This window comes from Corallococcus sp. CA054B (genome assembly GCF_003611625.1).
Classification (GTDB): domain Bacteria; phylum Myxococcota; class Myxococcia; order Myxococcales; family Myxococcaceae; genus Corallococcus; species Corallococcus coralloides.
This window is the reverse complement of record NZ_RAVY01000119.1, coordinates 1-16,287: the sequence shown is the minus strand read 5'-3', so window position 1 is coordinate 16,287 and position 16,287 is coordinate 1. Positions and strand designations below refer to the sequence as shown.

The window sequence follows — 16,287 nt, the reverse complement described above, 5'->3', positions numbered from 1 at the left end:
AACGGCTAGCGTGACGGCCTTCTCGTGGTTGGAGGCTCTCGCTTTGACGAACCCCCTGCTCGGCACGCTCTCCCTCGTCCCCGTCACCTCGCTCTACGCCGCGCTCAATGCCTTCCTCACGCTGGCGCTCTCCATCAACGTCAGCCTGGTCCGCACGAAGCTCAAGGTGTTCCGGGGCGACGGAGGCCATGCCGGCCTCGGGTCCGCCATCCGCGCGCATGGCAACAACGTCGAGCAGGTCCCCCTGGCGCTCATCCTGCTGCTGCTGGCGGAGCTGAGCGGTGGGAACTCGACGGCGCTCCATGTCTTCGGCGGTGCGCTGCTCGTGGCGCGCCTGGCGCATGCCGCCGGAATGCTCCGCACCAACCCCATCCAGGCGGTTGGCGCGACGCTGACCCTGGTCGTGCAGCTGGGCCTGGCGGGTTGGGTGCTCTGGCTGCGGCCCTGGGGCTAACGCTTGGCGATGTTCAGCTGATTGCTCGCCGTGCAGCTCGTGGAATAGCTCCCGACCGGACTCCCCAGGGCGCTCGCCAGGTCTCCCGCGAGCGTCTGCGCCTCCACGCGCCGGGGCTCCTCGGACTGGCTGTCGTCCAGGACCTCGGCCTCCCCGGGAACGGAGCCGTCGAACTCCTCACCGGCCTCCCAATGAATGAGATTGCAGGAGGGTGGATTCAACCCACGTCTTCCTTTGCCCGTGCCCGGACCTCGGCCGCGAACAGCTCCGCCGCCGGAGTGCGCGGGGCACCCTTGCGCCAGAGGAGCGCCGCGAGCTCCGAGCGGGGCGCGGGAGACAGCCGCTTCACCACCAGCCGCTCCGCGTCCGCGAGCCGTGGCTCCGGGAGCACCGTGACGGCCAGGCCCGCGCGGACGATGGCCAGCACGGTGGCCACCGCGTTCGATTCGAGCGCGATGCGGGGCGCGAACCGCATCGCCGCGAAGTGCGCGTCCACGCGGGCGCGCACCCGCAAGCCGCGTGACAGGAGCGCGAAGGGCTCCTCCGCGAGCAGCTTCCCCCCCACGGACTTCGCGCCCGCCAGCGCATGCCCGCGTGCGACGACGAGCGCGAGCCGGCTGTCGAAGACAGGCTCCGCGTCCAGGTCCGCCAGCCGCGCGGGCGCATAGCCCAGGCCCACGTCCAGCTTCCCGTCCGCCAGCTGCCGCTCCAGCTTCCGGACCACGGCCTCCTGCGCGCTCAGCGCCAGCCCGGGATGTCTGCGGAGCACCGCCGTCAGCGCGGGCACCACGAGGCCGCGCATGCTCGGGGGGTAACCCACGCGCAGCGCCCCCGTGGCGAGTCCTCGCAACGCGCCCACCGCGGACAGGCCCGCGTTCACGTCCTCCAGCGCGCGGGAGGCATAGGTGCGGAACAGCTCCCCGGCCTGCGTGAGCCGCACGCCAGTGCGAGCCCTCTCGAAGAGCGGTGTGCCGACCTCCTCCTCCAACTGGTGGATCTGATGCGACAGCGTGGGCTGGGAGACGTGCAGCCGCCGCGCGGCGCGCCCGAAGTGCAGCGCGTCCGCGACGGCGGAGAAGTAGCGGAGGTGTCGGAGCTCCATGGCGCCATCATAGATGGCATCTATCGGGCCGATGAAAACAGACGAATGTACGAATCGATGCCCCCGGGTACATCTTCCTCGTCGCCAAGGAGAGGCACCCCATGAAGGCATCGGATCTGTTCGTGAAGGCGCTCGAAGCGGAGGGCGTACGCAGTGTCTACGGACTGCCCGGCGAGGAGAACCTGGACCTGCTCGAGTCCATGCGCACCGCCGGCATGCGCCTGGTCGTCACCCGGCACGAGCAGGCGGCCGGGTTCATGGCCGCCACGCAGGGACGGCTCACCGGACGCGCGGGCGTGTGTCTGGCGACGCTGGGGCCCGGGGCCACCAACCTCGTCACCGCGGCGGCGTACGCGCAGCTTGGCGCCATGCCCATGGTGATGCTCACCGGCCAGAAGCCCATCAAGGTGAGCAAGCAGGGTCACTTCCAGATTGTCGACGTCGTCGGGATGATGCGGCCGCTCACCAAGTCGACCCGCACGCTCGTCTCCGCGGAGCACGTGCCCTCGGCGGTCCGCGAGGCCTTCCGCCGCGCGGAGGAGGAGCGCCCCGGCGCCACCCACCTGGAGCTGCCCGAGGACGTGGCGCGCGAGCCCACCGAGGCCCTGCCCCTGTCACCGGGTGTCGCGCGCAGGCCGGTGGCGGATGAGGCGTCCATCGCCCAGGCAGTGGAGGCGCTCGCGTCGGCCCGCCGTCCGCTGTTGATGATTGGCGCGGGGGCCAACCGCAAGCTGACGTCGGAGATGCTCCGTGCCTTCGTGGACCGGGTGGGCCTGCCGTTCTTCAGCACGCAGATGGGCAAGGGCGTGGTGGATGAGACGCATCCCTTGTGGATGGGCACGGCCGCGCTGTCCGACGGCGACTTCGTCCACCGCGCCATCGAGGCCTCGGACTGCATCCTCAACGTGGGCCATGACGTCATCGAAAAGCCCCCGTTCGTCATGCGCGACGGCCGCCGCACGGTCATCCACCTGAACTTCTCCTCGGCGGAGGTCGACCCCGTGTACTTCCCGCAGGTGCAGGTGACGGGAGACCTGGCGAACGCCGTGTGGCGCATCGCGGAGGGCGTGGGCCCGCGCTCGCACTGGGACTTCACGCCGTTCGAGAAGTCGCGCGCGGGGCTCGACGCGCAGTTCGTCAGTGGCGCCGCGGACGACCGCTTCCCCATCTACCCCGCGCGGCTGGTCGCGGAGGTGCGCCGCGCCATGCCGGAGGACGGCATCGTGTGCCTGGACAACGGCATGTACAAGCTGTGGTTCGCCCGCTACTACCGCTGCCGCCGGCCCAACACGCTGCTGCTCGACAACGCGCTCGCGACGATGGGCGCGGGCCTTCCGTCCGCCATCGCCGCGAAGCTCGTGCACCCCCGGCGCAAGGTGGTGGCTGTCTGTGGTGACGGCGGGTTCATGATGAACTCGCAGGAGCTGGAGACGGCGGTGCGCCTGAAGCTGGACCTGACGGTCATCGTCGTGCGCGACGACGGCTACGGGATGATCCGCTGGAAGCAGGAGGAGATGGGCCTGCCCGACTTCGGGATGACGTTGGGTAACCCGGACTTCGTCCGCTACGCGGAGGCCTACGGCGCACGGGGCCACCGCCCGGCGAGCGCCACCGAGTTCGGCGCCACGCTCACGCGCTGCCTGGAGTCGGGCGGCGTGCACGTCATCGACCTGCCCATTGATTACACGGACACCGCGCGGGCGCTCGGTGCCGGTCCCCTGGTGGAGTCGTGAGCCATGGGCACACACGCGAAGGAGAGGAATCCCATGCTGGCTGAGCGCTACCCGTACTACCTGGCCAACCGGCCGATGCAGCCCAATGCGGAGCTGCCCGTCACCGACAAGTACACAGGGGAGGTCGTCACGCGCGTGGCCGTGGCGAATGCGGCCGCCGTGGAGGAGGCCATCGCCGCGGCGGTGCGCGCGACGGGGCCCATGCGCAGGCTGGCACCGTATGCGCGGCAGCAGGTGCTGGAGCACTGCGTGCGCCGCTTCCAGGAGCGGGCGGAGGAGTTTGCGCTCGCGCTCTGCATCGAAGCAGGCAAGCCGCTGCGCGACGCGCGAGCGGAGGTCACCCGGCTCATCGAGACCTTCAAGGCGGCGGCGGAGGAGGCGGTGCGCGGCGGCGGCGAGGTCCTCAACCTGGAGGTGTCCCAGCGCGCGGCGGGCTACCGGGGCTTCACGCAGCGCGTGCCGGTGGGGCCGTGTTCGTTCATCACGCCGTTCAACTTCCCGCTCAACCTGGTGGCGCACAAGGTGGCGCCCGCCATCGCCGCGGGCTGCCCCTTCGTCCTCAAGCCGTCGGACCGCACGCCGGTGAGCGCGTTGCTCATGGCGGAGGTGCTCGCGGAGACAGCGCTGCCCGAAGGCGCCTTCTCCGTGTTGCCCACGCGCCTGGAGGACGTGGGGCCCTTCATCGAGGACGACCGGTTGAAGCTGTTGTCGTTCACCGGCTCGGAGAAGGTGGGGTGGGATTTGAAGGCCCGCGCCGGCCGCAAGAAGGTGGTGCTGGAACTGGGCGGCAACGCGGCCTGCGTGGTGGACGCGGACCAGGCCGGGCGCCTGGACTTCGTCGCGGACCGCATCGCCCAGGGCGCCTTCTTCCAGGCAGGGCAGAGCTGCATCTCGGTGCAGCGCGTGCTCGCGCACGAGTCGCTGTACGACGCCCTGAAGGAGCGGCTCGTCGCGAGGGCGAAGGCCCTGCGCGCGGGCAACCCCCGGGACGAAACCACCACGCTCGGGCCGCTGATTGACGAGCCCGCGGCGCGGCGGTTGGAGGGCTGGATTCAGCAGGCCGTGGAGCGGGGGGCCCGGGTGTTGACGGGAGGAGGGCGGCGCGGAGCGCTGCTCGAAGCCACCGTGCTGGAGGGTGTGCCGGAGGACGCGGCGCTGTGCGCGGAGGAGGCCTTCGGTCCGGTGGTGCTGCTCCAGCCGTTTCGTGACTTCGACGAGGCCCTGCGCCGGGTGAATGACAGCCGTTACGGCCTCCAGGCGGGACTCTTCACCCAGGACCTGTCCCGGGCGATGCGGGCCTGGGACGAGCTGGAGGTGGGCGGGGTCGTCGTGGGTGACGTGCCCAGCTTCCGGGTGGACACCATGCCGTATGGCGGAGTGAAGGGCTCCGGGCTGGGCCGCGAGGGCGTGAAGTACGCCATCGAGGACATGACGGAAGTGCGGCTGCTGGTGCTCCGCCAGTAGAGTCCTGCCGCCCACTGGAAAGGAATCCGCCGTGATGCTCTTGAAGGCTGTCGTCCTCCTGTCGCTGGCTTCGGCACCTCCCGCGAAGCCGGCGTGTGCCACCACCAACATCGAGACCGCGCTCCAGCACCTGACGGCACACCTCAAGACGGCCGTGCCGGAAGCGTCGAAGGACGACTCGGTGGATAACTCCGCGATGTACTTCGCCGAAGAGGCCGTCGGGCAGACCTGGACGGTCCAGGACGTGCCCAACGGCTATGTGTCCACGGGGAATGATGCTGGCACGCGCTACGAGGCCGCCCTCTTCAAGAACCCAGAGGGCTACCACCTGGCGATCGTGGGCACCGGGGACTCGGGGATCAACACCGCGGTCTACCGCTGTGACAAGTCGGGCCTGGCGCTGGAGAGGGAGGGCCTGGAGGTGCCCCTCGAGAAGGCCATCGAGCTCTATGCCAACGCGGGGCTCATTGCTCCCAAAGGCAAACCCGGGCTGACCCGGAAGGACCTCAAGGATTGGGGCGGCTCCATCCTGGCCTACCACCTGCCCCGGAAGGGCCGGGCCATCCGCATCACGTCGTATGTGGATGAGCCCGGCTCCGCCTATGGCAAGGACCTGGGCACCCTCGAGTACGTCCAGTCAAAGTTCCAGGTCGTCCCGCTCAAGACGAAGGCGCGGTGAGCTGCTCGCGGAGGGGCCTCAATTCGACAGCTGCTGGCAGACGGTCCCTCCGTTGGCGTTCTTCACGTAATACATCAGACCTACGTTCGGATCCTTGAGGACCGACCCGAAGGCAGACGTGAACGCGTTGAAGTCCGTGAAGAAGACGTGCCCGCTGAAGTTGGGGTCGCGGTAGTAGATGCAGTCCTTGTTGACGCTGACACCGCAGATGGCGATGGCGTGCGTGGCCGCACCCGATGTCGGGACCAGCGGGCACTTGTATGCGGCGAAGCCGACTGACTTCGTATAGTTGTGCACCGTCGTGCCATCGACGGCCCCCATGCTGAGCGGGGAACCACACCAGAGCGGGCCGTGGGCCTTCATGAAGACGTCGAGCTTGCTGGTGCTGCCCAGGATGTCCATCGTAGTCAGCTTGTCCAGGCCCCTGAAGCCCAGCATCGTCAGCAGATAGCCACGGGCGAAACCCTGCTTCTTCCATTCCGTGAATTGTTGCAGGGACGCCTGGATCTCCTGTTCGCCGTACTTCTTGGCGGCGACGAAGCTGCTTTCAATCTGGCTGCGATAGAAGTGGAGTTCCTGCTCGCTGTGCTGCCCGGTCAGTAGCTGGATGACCTGGTCCAGCCCATCGAACCGTCTTCCCTCAAGCTGACTGAGGGAGTTCTTGATGCCGGACGGCAACGGCATGTCCTGCTGCCGGATGAAGGTCGGCATTGGCACCCGCTGCGTATTCGTGGGGTTGACCATGGAGTCCGGCAGGAGATCCCACTTGTAGACGGGGTCCAGCGCCTTGAACCCCGTCCGGCTCAACACGGAGTTGAGCTGCACCTTGTCCGTGGTCTTGTTCTTGGTCGAGCCCATGAAGCCCTGGTGCGCCTGAAGCAGCTCCTGGTCGCCCAGGTTGTTCAGGTTCTGGTTGTTGTCGGCGATGAAGGTGCTGATCTTCCGGATGAGGGAGATCCACTTCTGCCCGGCGGGAGGCCATGGCTCATGGCAGCGGGCCACTATCTTGGCCGCGTAGTACCAGCACGTCGGGCCCTTCTGTGCGTTGGTCGAATTGCCGATGGGGGGCACCGCGTAGAGGATCGACATGGCGTTCCGAGCATAAGCCAGGCGTAGAGTGCGCCGTCATGGCACGTCGCGGAACCTGGCAGGGGTGGGCAGTCGCATCCGCCTACTGGACGCTGGCCGGCCTGGCGGCCGCGAGCGAATCCCACTCCGTGGGTGGGATGGAATGGGGACATGCGCTGCTCACTTCGATGGCGGCCCATGTCCTCTGGGTGCCCCTCACCATGGCCATCCTCGGGTTCGGGCTGCGCTTCCCGCTCGAGCGGCGGCAGGTGACGTCGCGGGTCGCGCTCCACGTTGCCGGAGCGCTCGTCGTCTCGTTCATCCGCGCGGCGACGATCTTCTCCCTGGACCCCTGGGTCGGCTGGTACGCGCAGCGTCCGCCCTTCGTGGACGTGCTCGAACATGCGCTGCTCTCCAACCCGTTCGTCTACCTGACCGTGCTCGGCGTGGCGCACGCCGTCCATTACGCGGGCCTGCTCCACCTGCGGGACACCCAGCTGGCCCGCGCGCAGCTGCATGCGCTCAAGGCGCAGCTCCACCCCCACTTCCTCTTCAACACGCTGAACTCCATCTCCGCGCTCGTGCATCGCGACCCGAACGGGAGCGAGCGGATGATCGCGCGGTTGAGCGACCTGCTCCGTGGCACGCTCGAAGCCGCGGGCACGGAAGAGGTATCGCTCCAGGAGGAGCTGCGAGCGCTTCAGCCCTACCTCGACATCCAGGGGGTGCGCTTCGCGGACCGGCTCACGGTGAAGCACGACATCGCGCAGGACGCGCTCGGGGCCCACGTCCCGCACCTCGTCCTCCAGCCGCTCGTGGAGAACGCCATCCAGCACGGAATCGCGCCGGGCTCGGAGCCGGGGACGGTGACGCTGGTCGCCCGGCGTGAAGGGCCCGAGCTCCACCTGGAGGTCCGCGACGACGGCGTCGGTCTCAAGGAGCCTCCGGCGGACATCTCCCAGGGCGTGCGCGGCGGCCGGGGCCTGCGCATCACCCGCGAGCGCCTGGTGCAGCTGTATGGCGGCGCCCACCGCTTGGAGCTCCGGGACGCGGTGGGGGGCGGCACCACGGTGGCGCTCGCCATTCCCTTCCGCACGGAGCCCTCGCCATGAGCGCCGCCCTGCGTGTGCTCATCGTCGATGATGAGCCGCTCGCCCGTCAGCGCCTGAAGGACCTGCTGGCGGAGGCCCCCGACATGCAACTGGTGGGGGAGTGCCGCAACGGCCACGAGGCCATCGCGGCCATCGGCGCCGAGCGTCCGGACCTGGTGCTGCTGGACGTGGAGATGCCCGGGCCGGACGGCTTCGGCGTCCTCCGGGCGCTCGCCCCCGGCCCCGCGCCCGCGATCATCTTCGTCACGGCCCACCGGGACTTCGCGGTGCAGGCGTTCGAGGCCAACGCGCTCGACTACCTGCTCAAGCCCTTCGACCGTGAGCGCTTCCGCTCCAGCCTGGAGCGTGCGCGCGACCGGCGGCGGATCGTGCCGTCCTCCCTGGACGCGGCGCTGCTCGAACGGCTCGAGTCGCTCGCCGTCCGTCCCTCCGCCGAGCCCGCGCGCTACGTGACGCGGCTCGTGGCCCGGGTGGGGTGGCGCATGCGCTTCCTCCCGGTGGAGGACATCGACTACCTGACGGCGGAGGGGAACTACGTCGCCGTGCACGTGGGGAAGCAGTCGCACCTCACGCGGGAGACGATGGCGGCGCTGGAGGAGAAGCTCGACCCCAGGCTGTTCCTGCGCGCGCACCGCTCGTTCATCGTGCGGCTGGACCGCATCGAGGAGGTGGAGCCGCTTCCTCCCGGCGAATTCGTGTTCGTCCTGCGGGATGGCACCAAGCTGACGTCGGGCCGCAGCTACCGCGCGCAGGTGCAGCGCGCGCTCGAGCTGTCGACGTGAGGTGGCCTTCCACCGTTCGTCCCTGACCCTCCACGGTTCGTCACATCTCCTTGGACCCCTTCGCCGCCGCCGGGCGACGGTGCGTTCAACAAAGGAGATGCACATGCATCGTTTCGCAAGGCAGTGGTCGATGAACGTCCTCCTCGCCGTCTCCTCGATGGTGGTGTCCGGTGCCGCCGGGGCCCAGGAACTGGCGCCGGAGTTCGCGTCATGGGAGCGGCCCCGGTGCGAGCCGGGAGGTAGCCTCTTCGCTCCGGGGGAGATCTCCCTGGAGGAGCGCTCGGAGTACCGGCTCGCGCTGTCCGCGGACGGGAAGACGGCGTACTACCACGTCGACTCGGACACGCCGCCGTACCAGGCCATCTACGTGACCCAGCTGAAGAACGGCCACTGGGGGCCCGGTGAGGTGGTGTCGTTCTCGGGCACGTACAAGGACTCGGATCCGTTCCTCTCCCCGGATGGGCAGTCCCTCTTCTACTCCTCCACCCGCCCCGTGAACGGAGGCTCCGAGCGCCCGGACACCGACCTCTGGGTCGTGCACCGCGTCCGCAACGGCTGGGGAACGCCCGAGCACCTGGGGCCGCTCGTGAACTCGCCGAGAGAGGAGCTGTACCCCAGCGTGACTCGCGACGGGACGGTCTACTTCGCGAGCGGCACGTTCGAGACGGACTTCGAGATGTACCGCGTCCGGCGTCAGGGCCAGCACTACACCGCGCCGGAGAACCTGGGCCCCGCGGTGAACACCCCTGACTCGTGGGAGTACAACCCCTGGGTGTCCCCGGATGGGCGGGTGCTCGTCTTCGCCTCGCTCAACCGTCCCGGAGGCTACGGGCTGGGGGACCTGTACGTGAGCTTCAACGTCGCGGGCCACTGGACGCCCGCCGCCAACCTGGGGCCCGCGGTGAACACGGAGAAGGACGAGTTCCACCCCACGCTGAGCCGCGACCTGGGCCAGCTCTACTTCGTGCGGCAGACGTGGGATCCGTTCGTGCCCTCGGACCTCTACCAGCTGGACGCGCGCTGCCTCTGGCGCTGACCGCTGGACCCGGGGCGCCAAGCATTGGCACCTCCTTTCGCCCGGTCCCCTCCTGCCGGCGTTGCTCCTGCTCCCGGCCGACTTCAGTTTGAGAGCTGGCGCCTCCACTCAGGGAGGGAGTCACTCTCATGGAGTCTCATCAGGACGCGGCACAACAGGTCATCAAGGCACTGGCGCAGGGCCGGAGCTTCGAGAAGTTCCAGGCCATCCAGGCAGTCGAGAAGGCCCCTCGCGAAATGCGGAAGGCCCTGCGCCGGGGGCTGCAAGTCACCCTCCAGAGTGAATTCGAACCGGAGCCGCATGAGTCGCTGCCGAGGAGCGAGGCCCGGGGCTGGCTGCTCGCGGGTCTGGGCCGTGTGGTGGAGCAGGACGACAAGGCAGCGGAGGAGATTCGCAAACATCTGGATCCAGACCACGAATGCTACGAATGGGCCCGCTACTGGGCCCTTGAAGGGGTCTTCAAGGCCAAGGGGGTCGATCCCGGGTGGATGGAGGCCATGGCGCAGGATGTTCGGGCCCAGCCGCCGCCAAGTTCACGTGATGGGGAGTACCAGCCCCTCGCCCGAAGTCTCGCCACGGTCATGCTGCACGAGCTGCATCAGCGGAACGTGCAACAGGCGCAGAAGGGGAGGCCCGATGAGTACTCAGAGGAGATCAGTCTGGCCCTGAAAGCGAAGGCCCGGGATGCGCCAGAGTCAGCGCGGGAGGCCGAGGCGATGGTTCGCGCGCTGCGCACCGTTCCACTGAATGAAGAGGACATCATCAAGCAGCTGTGCCTGCTCTTGCGCAACGATACCGATTTGCCCGCGGCGACCTATGACGTCATCTGCGCCCTGGGCGGGGTGAAACCAGACGGGTTCTACGCCAAGGACGCCATCGGGGCCCTCCAGGATGCGGTCGAGCGGTACCGCCCCTGGGCGAAGTTCGATACCCGGCGACGTGAAGCCATCCACAGCCTGGGCAGACTCGGATCACGAAGCGCCGTGGAGACCCTGCTTCCCGATCTGACGGACAGCAACCCCTCCATTGCCCAGGCCGCGGCCGTCTCGCTGAAGAAGATTCTGGGCGTGGAGAACACCGTGTCGCGCATTCTGGAGGAGATGCTGGCGGCGAAGGCACGCAACCAGCTCCTCGGCCCGCTGGCACGCCAGTACGCGAACGCGCTCCGCGCCATGGGGGAACCCGAGGAGAACCTCGAACAACAGGTGGTGCGGCGGCTCGAATCCGCCATGGCCGCGGACGTGGAGACCCAGGAGGTCTCACGGCTGTTGTTGCTGGAGCTGGGGGGCTCCGAGGCCTATCAGACGCTCCGGGCGCTCGTGGGCGCCATGCAGGATTATCAGAACGTGCTCAGCAGGTCGGAGCAGGCGGTCAGCGCGCAGTTCGAGAAGACGCTCAAGGAAGCACGCGTCGGCTTCTGGACGACCCTGGGCATGGCTCTCGTCGTGTTCATGTTCGGCGTCATCCTCCTGGGGGGGACCGCGGTCCTGGCGATGCGCGGTGGACTCAAGGACGTGGGCGCCTGGGCCGGTATTGCCTCGGGAGGCATCGGGCTCCTCGGCATCCTCTACGGATTCTTCGTGACGAAGCCCCGAGTGCTGGTCAACCAGTCCGTGGACCACATGCTGCGGCTCAAGCTCATCTTCCTGGGCTACATGCACCAGCTCAGTCAGATCATGCAGCTCTTCACCCGGCACGTGCTTCAGGACAAGGCGATGAGCGCCCAGGACTTGCAGCGCTTCTCGGAGCTCGTGCGAGAGGCGAGGGCGGACGCCATCCAGAGCATCCACGACCCCTCGGCGTCGGGCGAACCGCAGGGGACGGACTGACCCGCCGCGGGTTGAAGTACCCGTCCGCCTGGATCCTCAATGCCATCCGGGTGACGCAGCGCCCGTTGGAGCCGGGAGCCAACGCTGTGACCGGAATGGCCACGCATGGAGCCGGATTCGTAGCGAATCCGGCTACACGCGAAGATCCTGACGCCTATCGCAGCTCAGGCATCAGGGCGTGCGCGCCACCTTCTGGAGGGTGAAGCTTTGCATTCCCACTCCCTGGAGGGACACTTCCCGGAGCGCGTGTGAATGGGATTGGACGCCTTCGGGCCGGAAGGTGACCAGGTCCACCGCGACCGACAGCGTGTGGTCGGGGAAGCGGACGGGGCGGGGGAACGGAAAGTCCAGGCCGGGTGTGCAGCCCTCTCCGTTGGGGCCGGCGATGACGCCGTGGCCACTGCCCCACTTCCCGGGGAAGGCCACCAGCCGGGAGAACTTCGCGTCATCCCCCGGGCCCGCGGGCCCACCGAAGCTCTCCGGGACGGGGGCCACGCCGAAGCGCTCGAAGGCCAGCTTCCCGCCGACGTAGCCGCGCACGGTGTAGGTGGAGGCCCCGTGCACGGACGGGTCCACGTAGATGGCGCCCTGGTTCTCCGCCTTCGAGCGGGCCACCACCACCCGCTCCAGCATCTCCGACGTGCCGTCCGGCTGCGCCCCGATGTAGGTCAGCAGCATCCGGCTGCTCCCATCCGGCTCCAGCGGGCTCAGCCAGGCATCCCAGCCGGTGGCGCCCTCCAGGTGGAGGCTCACTCCCGACTGCTTGCCGTCCGTGCTCTCCACGAGCAGCCCCTCGTTCGTGGCGGACAGCTTCGAGGCGTCCACCGGACAGCTCTCCACGCCGTCGAACCACGTGCAGCCCTTGTCCGTCGTGTCCCCGGCGATGCCCGGCGTCGCGGCGAACAGCAGCCCGACGCCCAATCCGAGTCCGAGTGCGTTACGAATGAGTGAGCCGCGATTCTTCCAGCGCGTGTCCATGGCGTTGCTCCGTGGAGAGGGGTTGGGGGGCCTGCGCCGGAAAGTGATTGCAGGGGCCGTGCCCGGCGACTTCATGACTTCCCGTGTCGTGGCGCGGCGGGCATTCTCCCCGCTCGGCAGCTCCCCCCACGAAAGAGACAGGCATGCTCACGGAGCAGGTCCGCAAGGCTCGACAGAAGCTGGTGTTGGCCCACTTCCACGACGAGGTGAGGCAGGACTGGGACTCCGTCCTGTCGACCTTCCCGCACCCGCATTACGAGCTCATCCCCACCCTGACGGTGCACGACGGGAACAGCGCGGTGCGCGACTACTACCGCGACACCCGCGTGGCCTTCCCGGACCAGCACCACGAAATCATCTCGCTGCGGCACAGCGATGACGCCGTCATCGTGGAGTTCTGGCTCATGGGCACCCACCTGGGGCCGCTGGGACAGATTCCCGCCACGGGCAACACGTTCCGGGTGCGCATGTCGGCGTACTTCATCTTCGACGCGGCGGAGACGCTGGTGTGCGAGCGCGTCTACTTCGACACGCTCAGCATCCTCAAACAGCTCGTCGGTGGGCTGGACATGAAGAACCCGAAGAACTGGCTGCTCGCCGCGCGGTGCCTCAAGGGCCTGCTGGCGATGTCCGGCGACAAGCCCGTGCCCATCCTCACCCAGACGACTCCGCCCGTCTTCAACGACTGACGCTTGCGCATGCCGCGGGCCAGGAGAACCCAGGAGGTCATTGCGGGAACATCCTGTTCAGAATCCGGAGTCCTCCCATGGGTTGGTGTGAAATCGCTGCGCGATAACTGCATCGCGCTCTACAATAAGACCTGCTAGGCCTTTCAACGCCTTGCGTCTGTCCAAGAAGCCCGGTGCCCGTGAGGGACGCCGGGCTTCTTGCCAGGGGGCCTACAGCCCCGTGCTCTCGAGCAGCACGTACGCGTTCTCGCTGGGGAAGTACCCGGGCGAGAAGACGTTCGCGTCCGTGACGAAAGCCCGGTCGCCCAGGATGGCCAGCTTGGGCCCGGTGGTGGAGCGGATGAACAGCGGCACCGCCAGCTGCGTCTCCGGCCAGCGCACCATGCCGTCCGTGCCGAAGGACGTGTCCAGCTCCCCGTTGGGCAGCAGGCGGAAGAGCACGGGCTTCGCGTACACGTCCGCGAAGACGAGGATCTTCCCATCCGCCTGGATGCGCAGGCCGCTGACGTCCACGACGTCGAGCACGCCCGCGGGCGCGGTGAGCTCCCGCACGCCCGCGGGGCCGAAGGTGACGTCCGGCTTGCCGTCCGCCGTGTACGCCACGAGCTTGAGCACGCCGTGCGCTTCGCCGCCGACCTTCACGTCCTGCCGTTCGCCCGCGAGCAGCAATCCACCGTTGGGCCGCGCCACCAGGGCGTGGGCCTGGCCGTCCTCGCTCTTCGCGATGCCGCCGGTCCCGAAGGTCATGTCCTGGCTGCCGCTGGAGGTGATGCGCACGGCCGCGAAGTGGTCACCCCCGGCCAGGACGACGCTGGAGCCCTGGAGCACCATGCCCTGCACGGATTCGGCATCCGTGTACGCGCCGCCAATCCAGCTGCCGGACGGGCTGCCCGCGGACTTGAACGTCGTGTCGAGCGAGCCGTCCGCGTTGTAGCGGATCAGCGCGAAGTCCTCGTCCAGCCCGTCGGACTTGGTCAGGAAGCCACCGACGTAGAAGCGGCCGTCCGCCAGGGGCAGGATGCTGCGGACGGTGCCCACGAAGTTGACCGAGTTCTCCTCGCCGAAGTGCAGGCGCGAGCGGCCATTCTTGTTGAAGCCCGTGTCCAGCTGGCCGTTGGGCTGGAGCTTCACCACCGCGAAGTCGCGCGAGTCCGTCTTGTTGCCGCCCCGGGCGAAGCCCGCGACCAGGATGCTGCCATCCGCGAGCACCGCCACCGTGTCCGCGCGGTCGTCCTGCTCCCGCTGGCCGGAGAGGGGGCCCTTGGCCGGGCCTTCGAAGTCGAGCACCACGGAGCCCTGCGTGCCGAACGACGTGTCCACCTCACCCGCCGCGGTGTAGCGCCGCACGAGCAGGTCCACGCCCGTGGTGGCCAGGTTCGCCTCGGTGGAGCCCACCACGATGAGGCCGCCGTTGGACACCGCCAGCGCCCGGCCTTCTTCCGCGGGGAGCTTCGTGCCGGCATCCGGTGGTGTCCCCGCGTCCGGCTGCGTCCCTGCGTCCGGGGAGGGGTTGTCGTCAGGGGCTCCGTCGTCGCCTCCGCAGGCCCCGCCGCCCACGAGCAGGGCGCTTGCGACCAGTGCCGCCCACGCAGCCCTCCGCACGCTGTGATTCATTCGAGATGTCCCTTCCGGTCTGTCCAGTGCCGCCGTTGCACCGGGGTTACGCCGTCAGGGGCATTTATTCTCCGGGCCGGGGTGAGCGCCGACTCGACCCCGGACGTTGCTCACGCGTAGTCCGACCTCAGCTGTTGTTTCAGCGTGTCATCCAGATTGAGCTGCGCGGACAGGAGTTCCCAGTAGTCCGGCCCGCCCACGGTGGGCGCGTCGAGCGTGATGCGCCCGGCCACCCGGTCCAGGTCGGTGACGAACGCGGAGGCTTCAGGACCGGTGGCGAAGACGTCCTGCGGCTCATTGTCGAGCACGAGCTCGAAGGGCCTGGGGGCGCCGGGGCGCAGCTGTGCGCGCTCCTCGCGGTCCATCCGGTGGCGGAAGTCCGGCAGGTCCGCCATGGCCTCTTCGAGGAGGATGCGCGCCGCTTCGAAGCCCACGTCGTTGAGGGGGGAGTCGTCCGCCCACAGGGAGAAGGCCTTCTCGACGCCGTCGACGGTCCAGGGCTCGGAGGGATGGCCCGGGTCGAAGGCGAGCGACTCCATCAGCGCGCGGTCTCCATAGCGGGCAATGCCATCCACGATGACGAGGCGCACCTCCTTCTCCGTGGCGGAGATCAACGCGTCATAGGGGTCGCCGTCGGTGCCCGCGATGACCAGCAGGTCCGCGAGGGCGTTGGCTCGGAGCGTGCCCAGCTGGGACTGCCAGCCCGTGACGCGGGCGGCGTCCGCCGTCACCGAGCGCACCAGGGTCTTGGAGGACAGGGACACGCCCTGTCGTGCTGCCTCGTGGCGGGCGACCTTCAGCTCCTGGAGGAGGTTCTTGCTGCCAGTGGGGGACCAATCACAGCCCAGCGAGAACGTCACGCCCGCGCCGAGCAGGTCCGCGATGTGCAATGTCTGTCCATACAGCAGCAGGTTGCTGAAGGGGGACCACACGACCTTGGCGCCCATGGCGGCCATCTTGTCCAGGTCCGGGCGCTGCAAACCCAGACTGTGGATGCCAATCAGTGAAGGCTGGACGAGGTCATGTTCGGCCAGGTCCGCGTAGCGGCGGTGGGCGTAGTCATCCACGCCTTCGCCCAGGTGATAGAAGTACGCGGCGCGGGACTTCAAGGCCTCGCGGAAGGATTCGATGTCTTCGGCGTCGTCATGCAGGTCCATCACGCGGGTGCTGCCCCCGGGCAGGTGGTCGTCGCGAGGTTCCTCGACGTTGCGCATGGCGCCCCGGAAGAGGGCCTCGCCGCCGGACACGCGGGTCCGGATGCCCTGGCCGGTGGTCGTGCCCGCGAGCAGCGCCTTGGCTTCGATGTAGCGGACGACGGCGCGGGCCGAAGGGGCGTGGCCGGCGAGCACGCGGATGGGCAGGGAGATGCGCGCGGCGTATTCCGCGTGGCGCGGCCACTGGGTGCGATTGAGGTAGCGCTTCGGCACCCGCCACAGCGTCAGCACGTCGTAGACGAAGTGGTTGTGCAGGTCGATGAGCCCTGGATAGAGCGTCCCTCCGGTGTCGATCCTGGGGGCGTTCTGGAAGGCCTCGGGGAGGGGGCCGCCCGATGGCTCGACCGCGACGATGCGGTTGCCACGGATGAGGACGCGCCCCCGTTCAATCACTTCGTCCCGGGAGTTGAGCGTCACCACCCGGCCTTCCAGGACGTAGCGGGGGACGGCGTCAGTGGGCTCGGGTGCTCCAGTGTTCATGGCTCGCCTCCCGTGGCGACAGGCTTGCCTTGAAGATAGGGACGCGACGGGGC

At 68.6% G+C, this 16,287-nt stretch carries 15 protein-coding genes; 9 read left to right on the top strand and 6 right to left on the bottom strand.

What is annotated here, in order from left to right:
- Nucleotides 1-43: 43 nt before the first annotated feature.
- A complete protein-coding gene (locus D7V80_RS25775; RefSeq protein WP_158616702.1) occupies nt 44-454 on the top strand; it encodes an MAPEG family protein in 411 nt (136 codons plus the stop codon).
- Here D7V80_RS25775 and D7V80_RS25770 read toward each other — a convergent pair.
- Both D7V80_RS25770 and D7V80_RS25765 read right to left on the bottom strand, forming a co-directional pair.
- Complete coding sequence (locus D7V80_RS25770; RefSeq protein ID WP_120590687.1) at nt 451-675, bottom strand: hypothetical protein; 225 nt, start codon at nt 673-675, stop codon at nt 451-453. The genes D7V80_RS25775 and D7V80_RS25770 overlap by 4 nt on opposite strands.
- Nucleotides 672-1,556, bottom strand: coding sequence for a LysR substrate-binding domain-containing protein (locus D7V80_RS25765; RefSeq protein WP_120590686.1), 885 nt, complete (start codon nt 1,554-1,556; stop codon nt 672-674). Before D7V80_RS25765 ends, D7V80_RS25770 begins: the two co-directional genes overlap by 4 nt.
- 101 nt (nt 1,557-1,657) lie before the next feature.
- Between D7V80_RS25765 and D7V80_RS25760 the strand changes: the two genes are divergently transcribed.
- Genes D7V80_RS25760 through D7V80_RS25750 form a run of 3 tightly spaced genes read left to right on the top strand, consistent with a single transcriptional unit; the run spans nt 1,658 to nt 5,432 of the window.
- On the top strand, nt 1,658-3,289 hold the full coding sequence (locus D7V80_RS25760) for an acetolactate synthase large subunit (protein WP_120590685.1): 1,632 nt from the start codon (nt 1,658-1,660) through the stop codon (nt 3,287-3,289).
- Nucleotides 3,290-3,322: 33 nt separating this feature from the next.
- Nucleotides 3,323-4,753, top strand: a complete 1,431-nt coding sequence (locus tag D7V80_RS25755) for an aldehyde dehydrogenase family protein (protein WP_120590701.1) — start codon at nt 3,323-3,325, stop codon at nt 4,751-4,753.
- A gap of 31 nt (nt 4,754-4,784) precedes the next feature.
- Complete coding sequence (locus tag D7V80_RS25750; RefSeq protein WP_147447215.1) at nt 4,785-5,432, top strand: hypothetical protein; 648 nt, start codon at nt 4,785-4,787, stop codon at nt 5,430-5,432.
- Between the two features lie 18 nt (nt 5,433-5,450).
- Here the strand turns inward: D7V80_RS25750 and D7V80_RS25745 are convergent, their stop codons facing one another.
- A complete protein-coding gene (locus D7V80_RS25745; protein ID WP_120590683.1) occupies nt 5,451-6,521 on the bottom strand; it encodes a hypothetical protein in 1,071 nt (356 codons plus the stop codon).
- 38 nt (nt 6,522-6,559) lie between these two features.
- Here D7V80_RS25745 and D7V80_RS25740 point away from each other — a divergent pair, with 38 nt between their 5' ends.
- The 4 genes from D7V80_RS25740 (at nt 6,560) to D7V80_RS25725 (ending at nt 11,259) form a co-directional block, all read left to right on the top strand.
- Nucleotides 6,560-7,612 carry a sensor histidine kinase gene (locus D7V80_RS25740; RefSeq protein ID WP_120590682.1) on the top strand — a complete coding sequence of 351 codons (1,053 nt, stop codon included), beginning with the start codon at nt 6,560-6,562 and terminating at the stop codon, nt 7,610-7,612.
- Nucleotides 7,609-8,394, top strand: a complete 786-nt coding sequence (locus D7V80_RS25735) for a LytTR family DNA-binding domain-containing protein (RefSeq protein WP_120590681.1) — start codon at nt 7,609-7,611, stop codon at nt 8,392-8,394. The genes D7V80_RS25740 and D7V80_RS25735 overlap by 4 nt, the downstream gene beginning before the upstream one ends.
- A 103-nt stretch (nt 8,395-8,497) precedes the next feature.
- Nucleotides 8,498-9,430, top strand: a complete 933-nt coding sequence (locus tag D7V80_RS25730; RefSeq protein WP_120590680.1) for a PD40 domain-containing protein — start codon at nt 8,498-8,500, stop codon at nt 9,428-9,430.
- A gap of 128 nt (nt 9,431-9,558) precedes the next feature.
- Nucleotides 9,559-11,259 (top strand): HEAT repeat domain-containing protein, encoded by a 1,701-nt coding sequence (locus D7V80_RS25725; protein WP_120590679.1) that lies wholly within the window; start codon nt 9,559-9,561, stop codon nt 11,257-11,259.
- A 171-nt stretch (nt 11,260-11,430) separates the two neighbouring features.
- Here the strand turns inward: D7V80_RS25725 and D7V80_RS25720 are convergent, their stop codons facing one another.
- Nucleotides 11,431-12,237: a hypothetical protein gene (locus tag D7V80_RS25720; RefSeq protein WP_147447214.1), complete on the bottom strand. Its 807-nt coding sequence runs from the start codon at nt 12,235-12,237 to the stop codon at nt 11,431-11,433.
- 143 nt (nt 12,238-12,380) lie between these two features.
- On the opposite strand from D7V80_RS25720, the gene D7V80_RS25715 reads away from it, so the two are divergent.
- Nucleotides 12,381-12,926, top strand: coding sequence for an ester cyclase (locus D7V80_RS25715; protein WP_120590677.1), 546 nt, complete (start codon nt 12,381-12,383; stop codon nt 12,924-12,926).
- A 210-nt stretch (nt 12,927-13,136) separates the two neighbouring features.
- Here D7V80_RS25715 and D7V80_RS25710 read toward each other — a convergent pair whose 3' ends face one another.
- Both D7V80_RS25710 and D7V80_RS25705 read right to left on the bottom strand, forming a co-directional pair.
- Nucleotides 13,137-14,540: a hypothetical protein gene (locus D7V80_RS25710; RefSeq protein ID WP_120590676.1), complete on the bottom strand. Its 1,404-nt coding sequence runs from the start codon at nt 14,538-14,540 to the stop codon at nt 13,137-13,139.
- Nucleotides 14,541-14,650: 110 nt separating this feature from the next.
- Nucleotides 14,651-16,234 carry an amidohydrolase family protein gene (locus D7V80_RS25705; protein WP_120590675.1) on the bottom strand — a complete coding sequence of 528 codons (1,584 nt, stop codon included), beginning with the start codon at nt 16,232-16,234 and terminating at the stop codon, nt 14,651-14,653.
- Nucleotides 16,235-16,287: the final 53 nt, after the last annotated feature.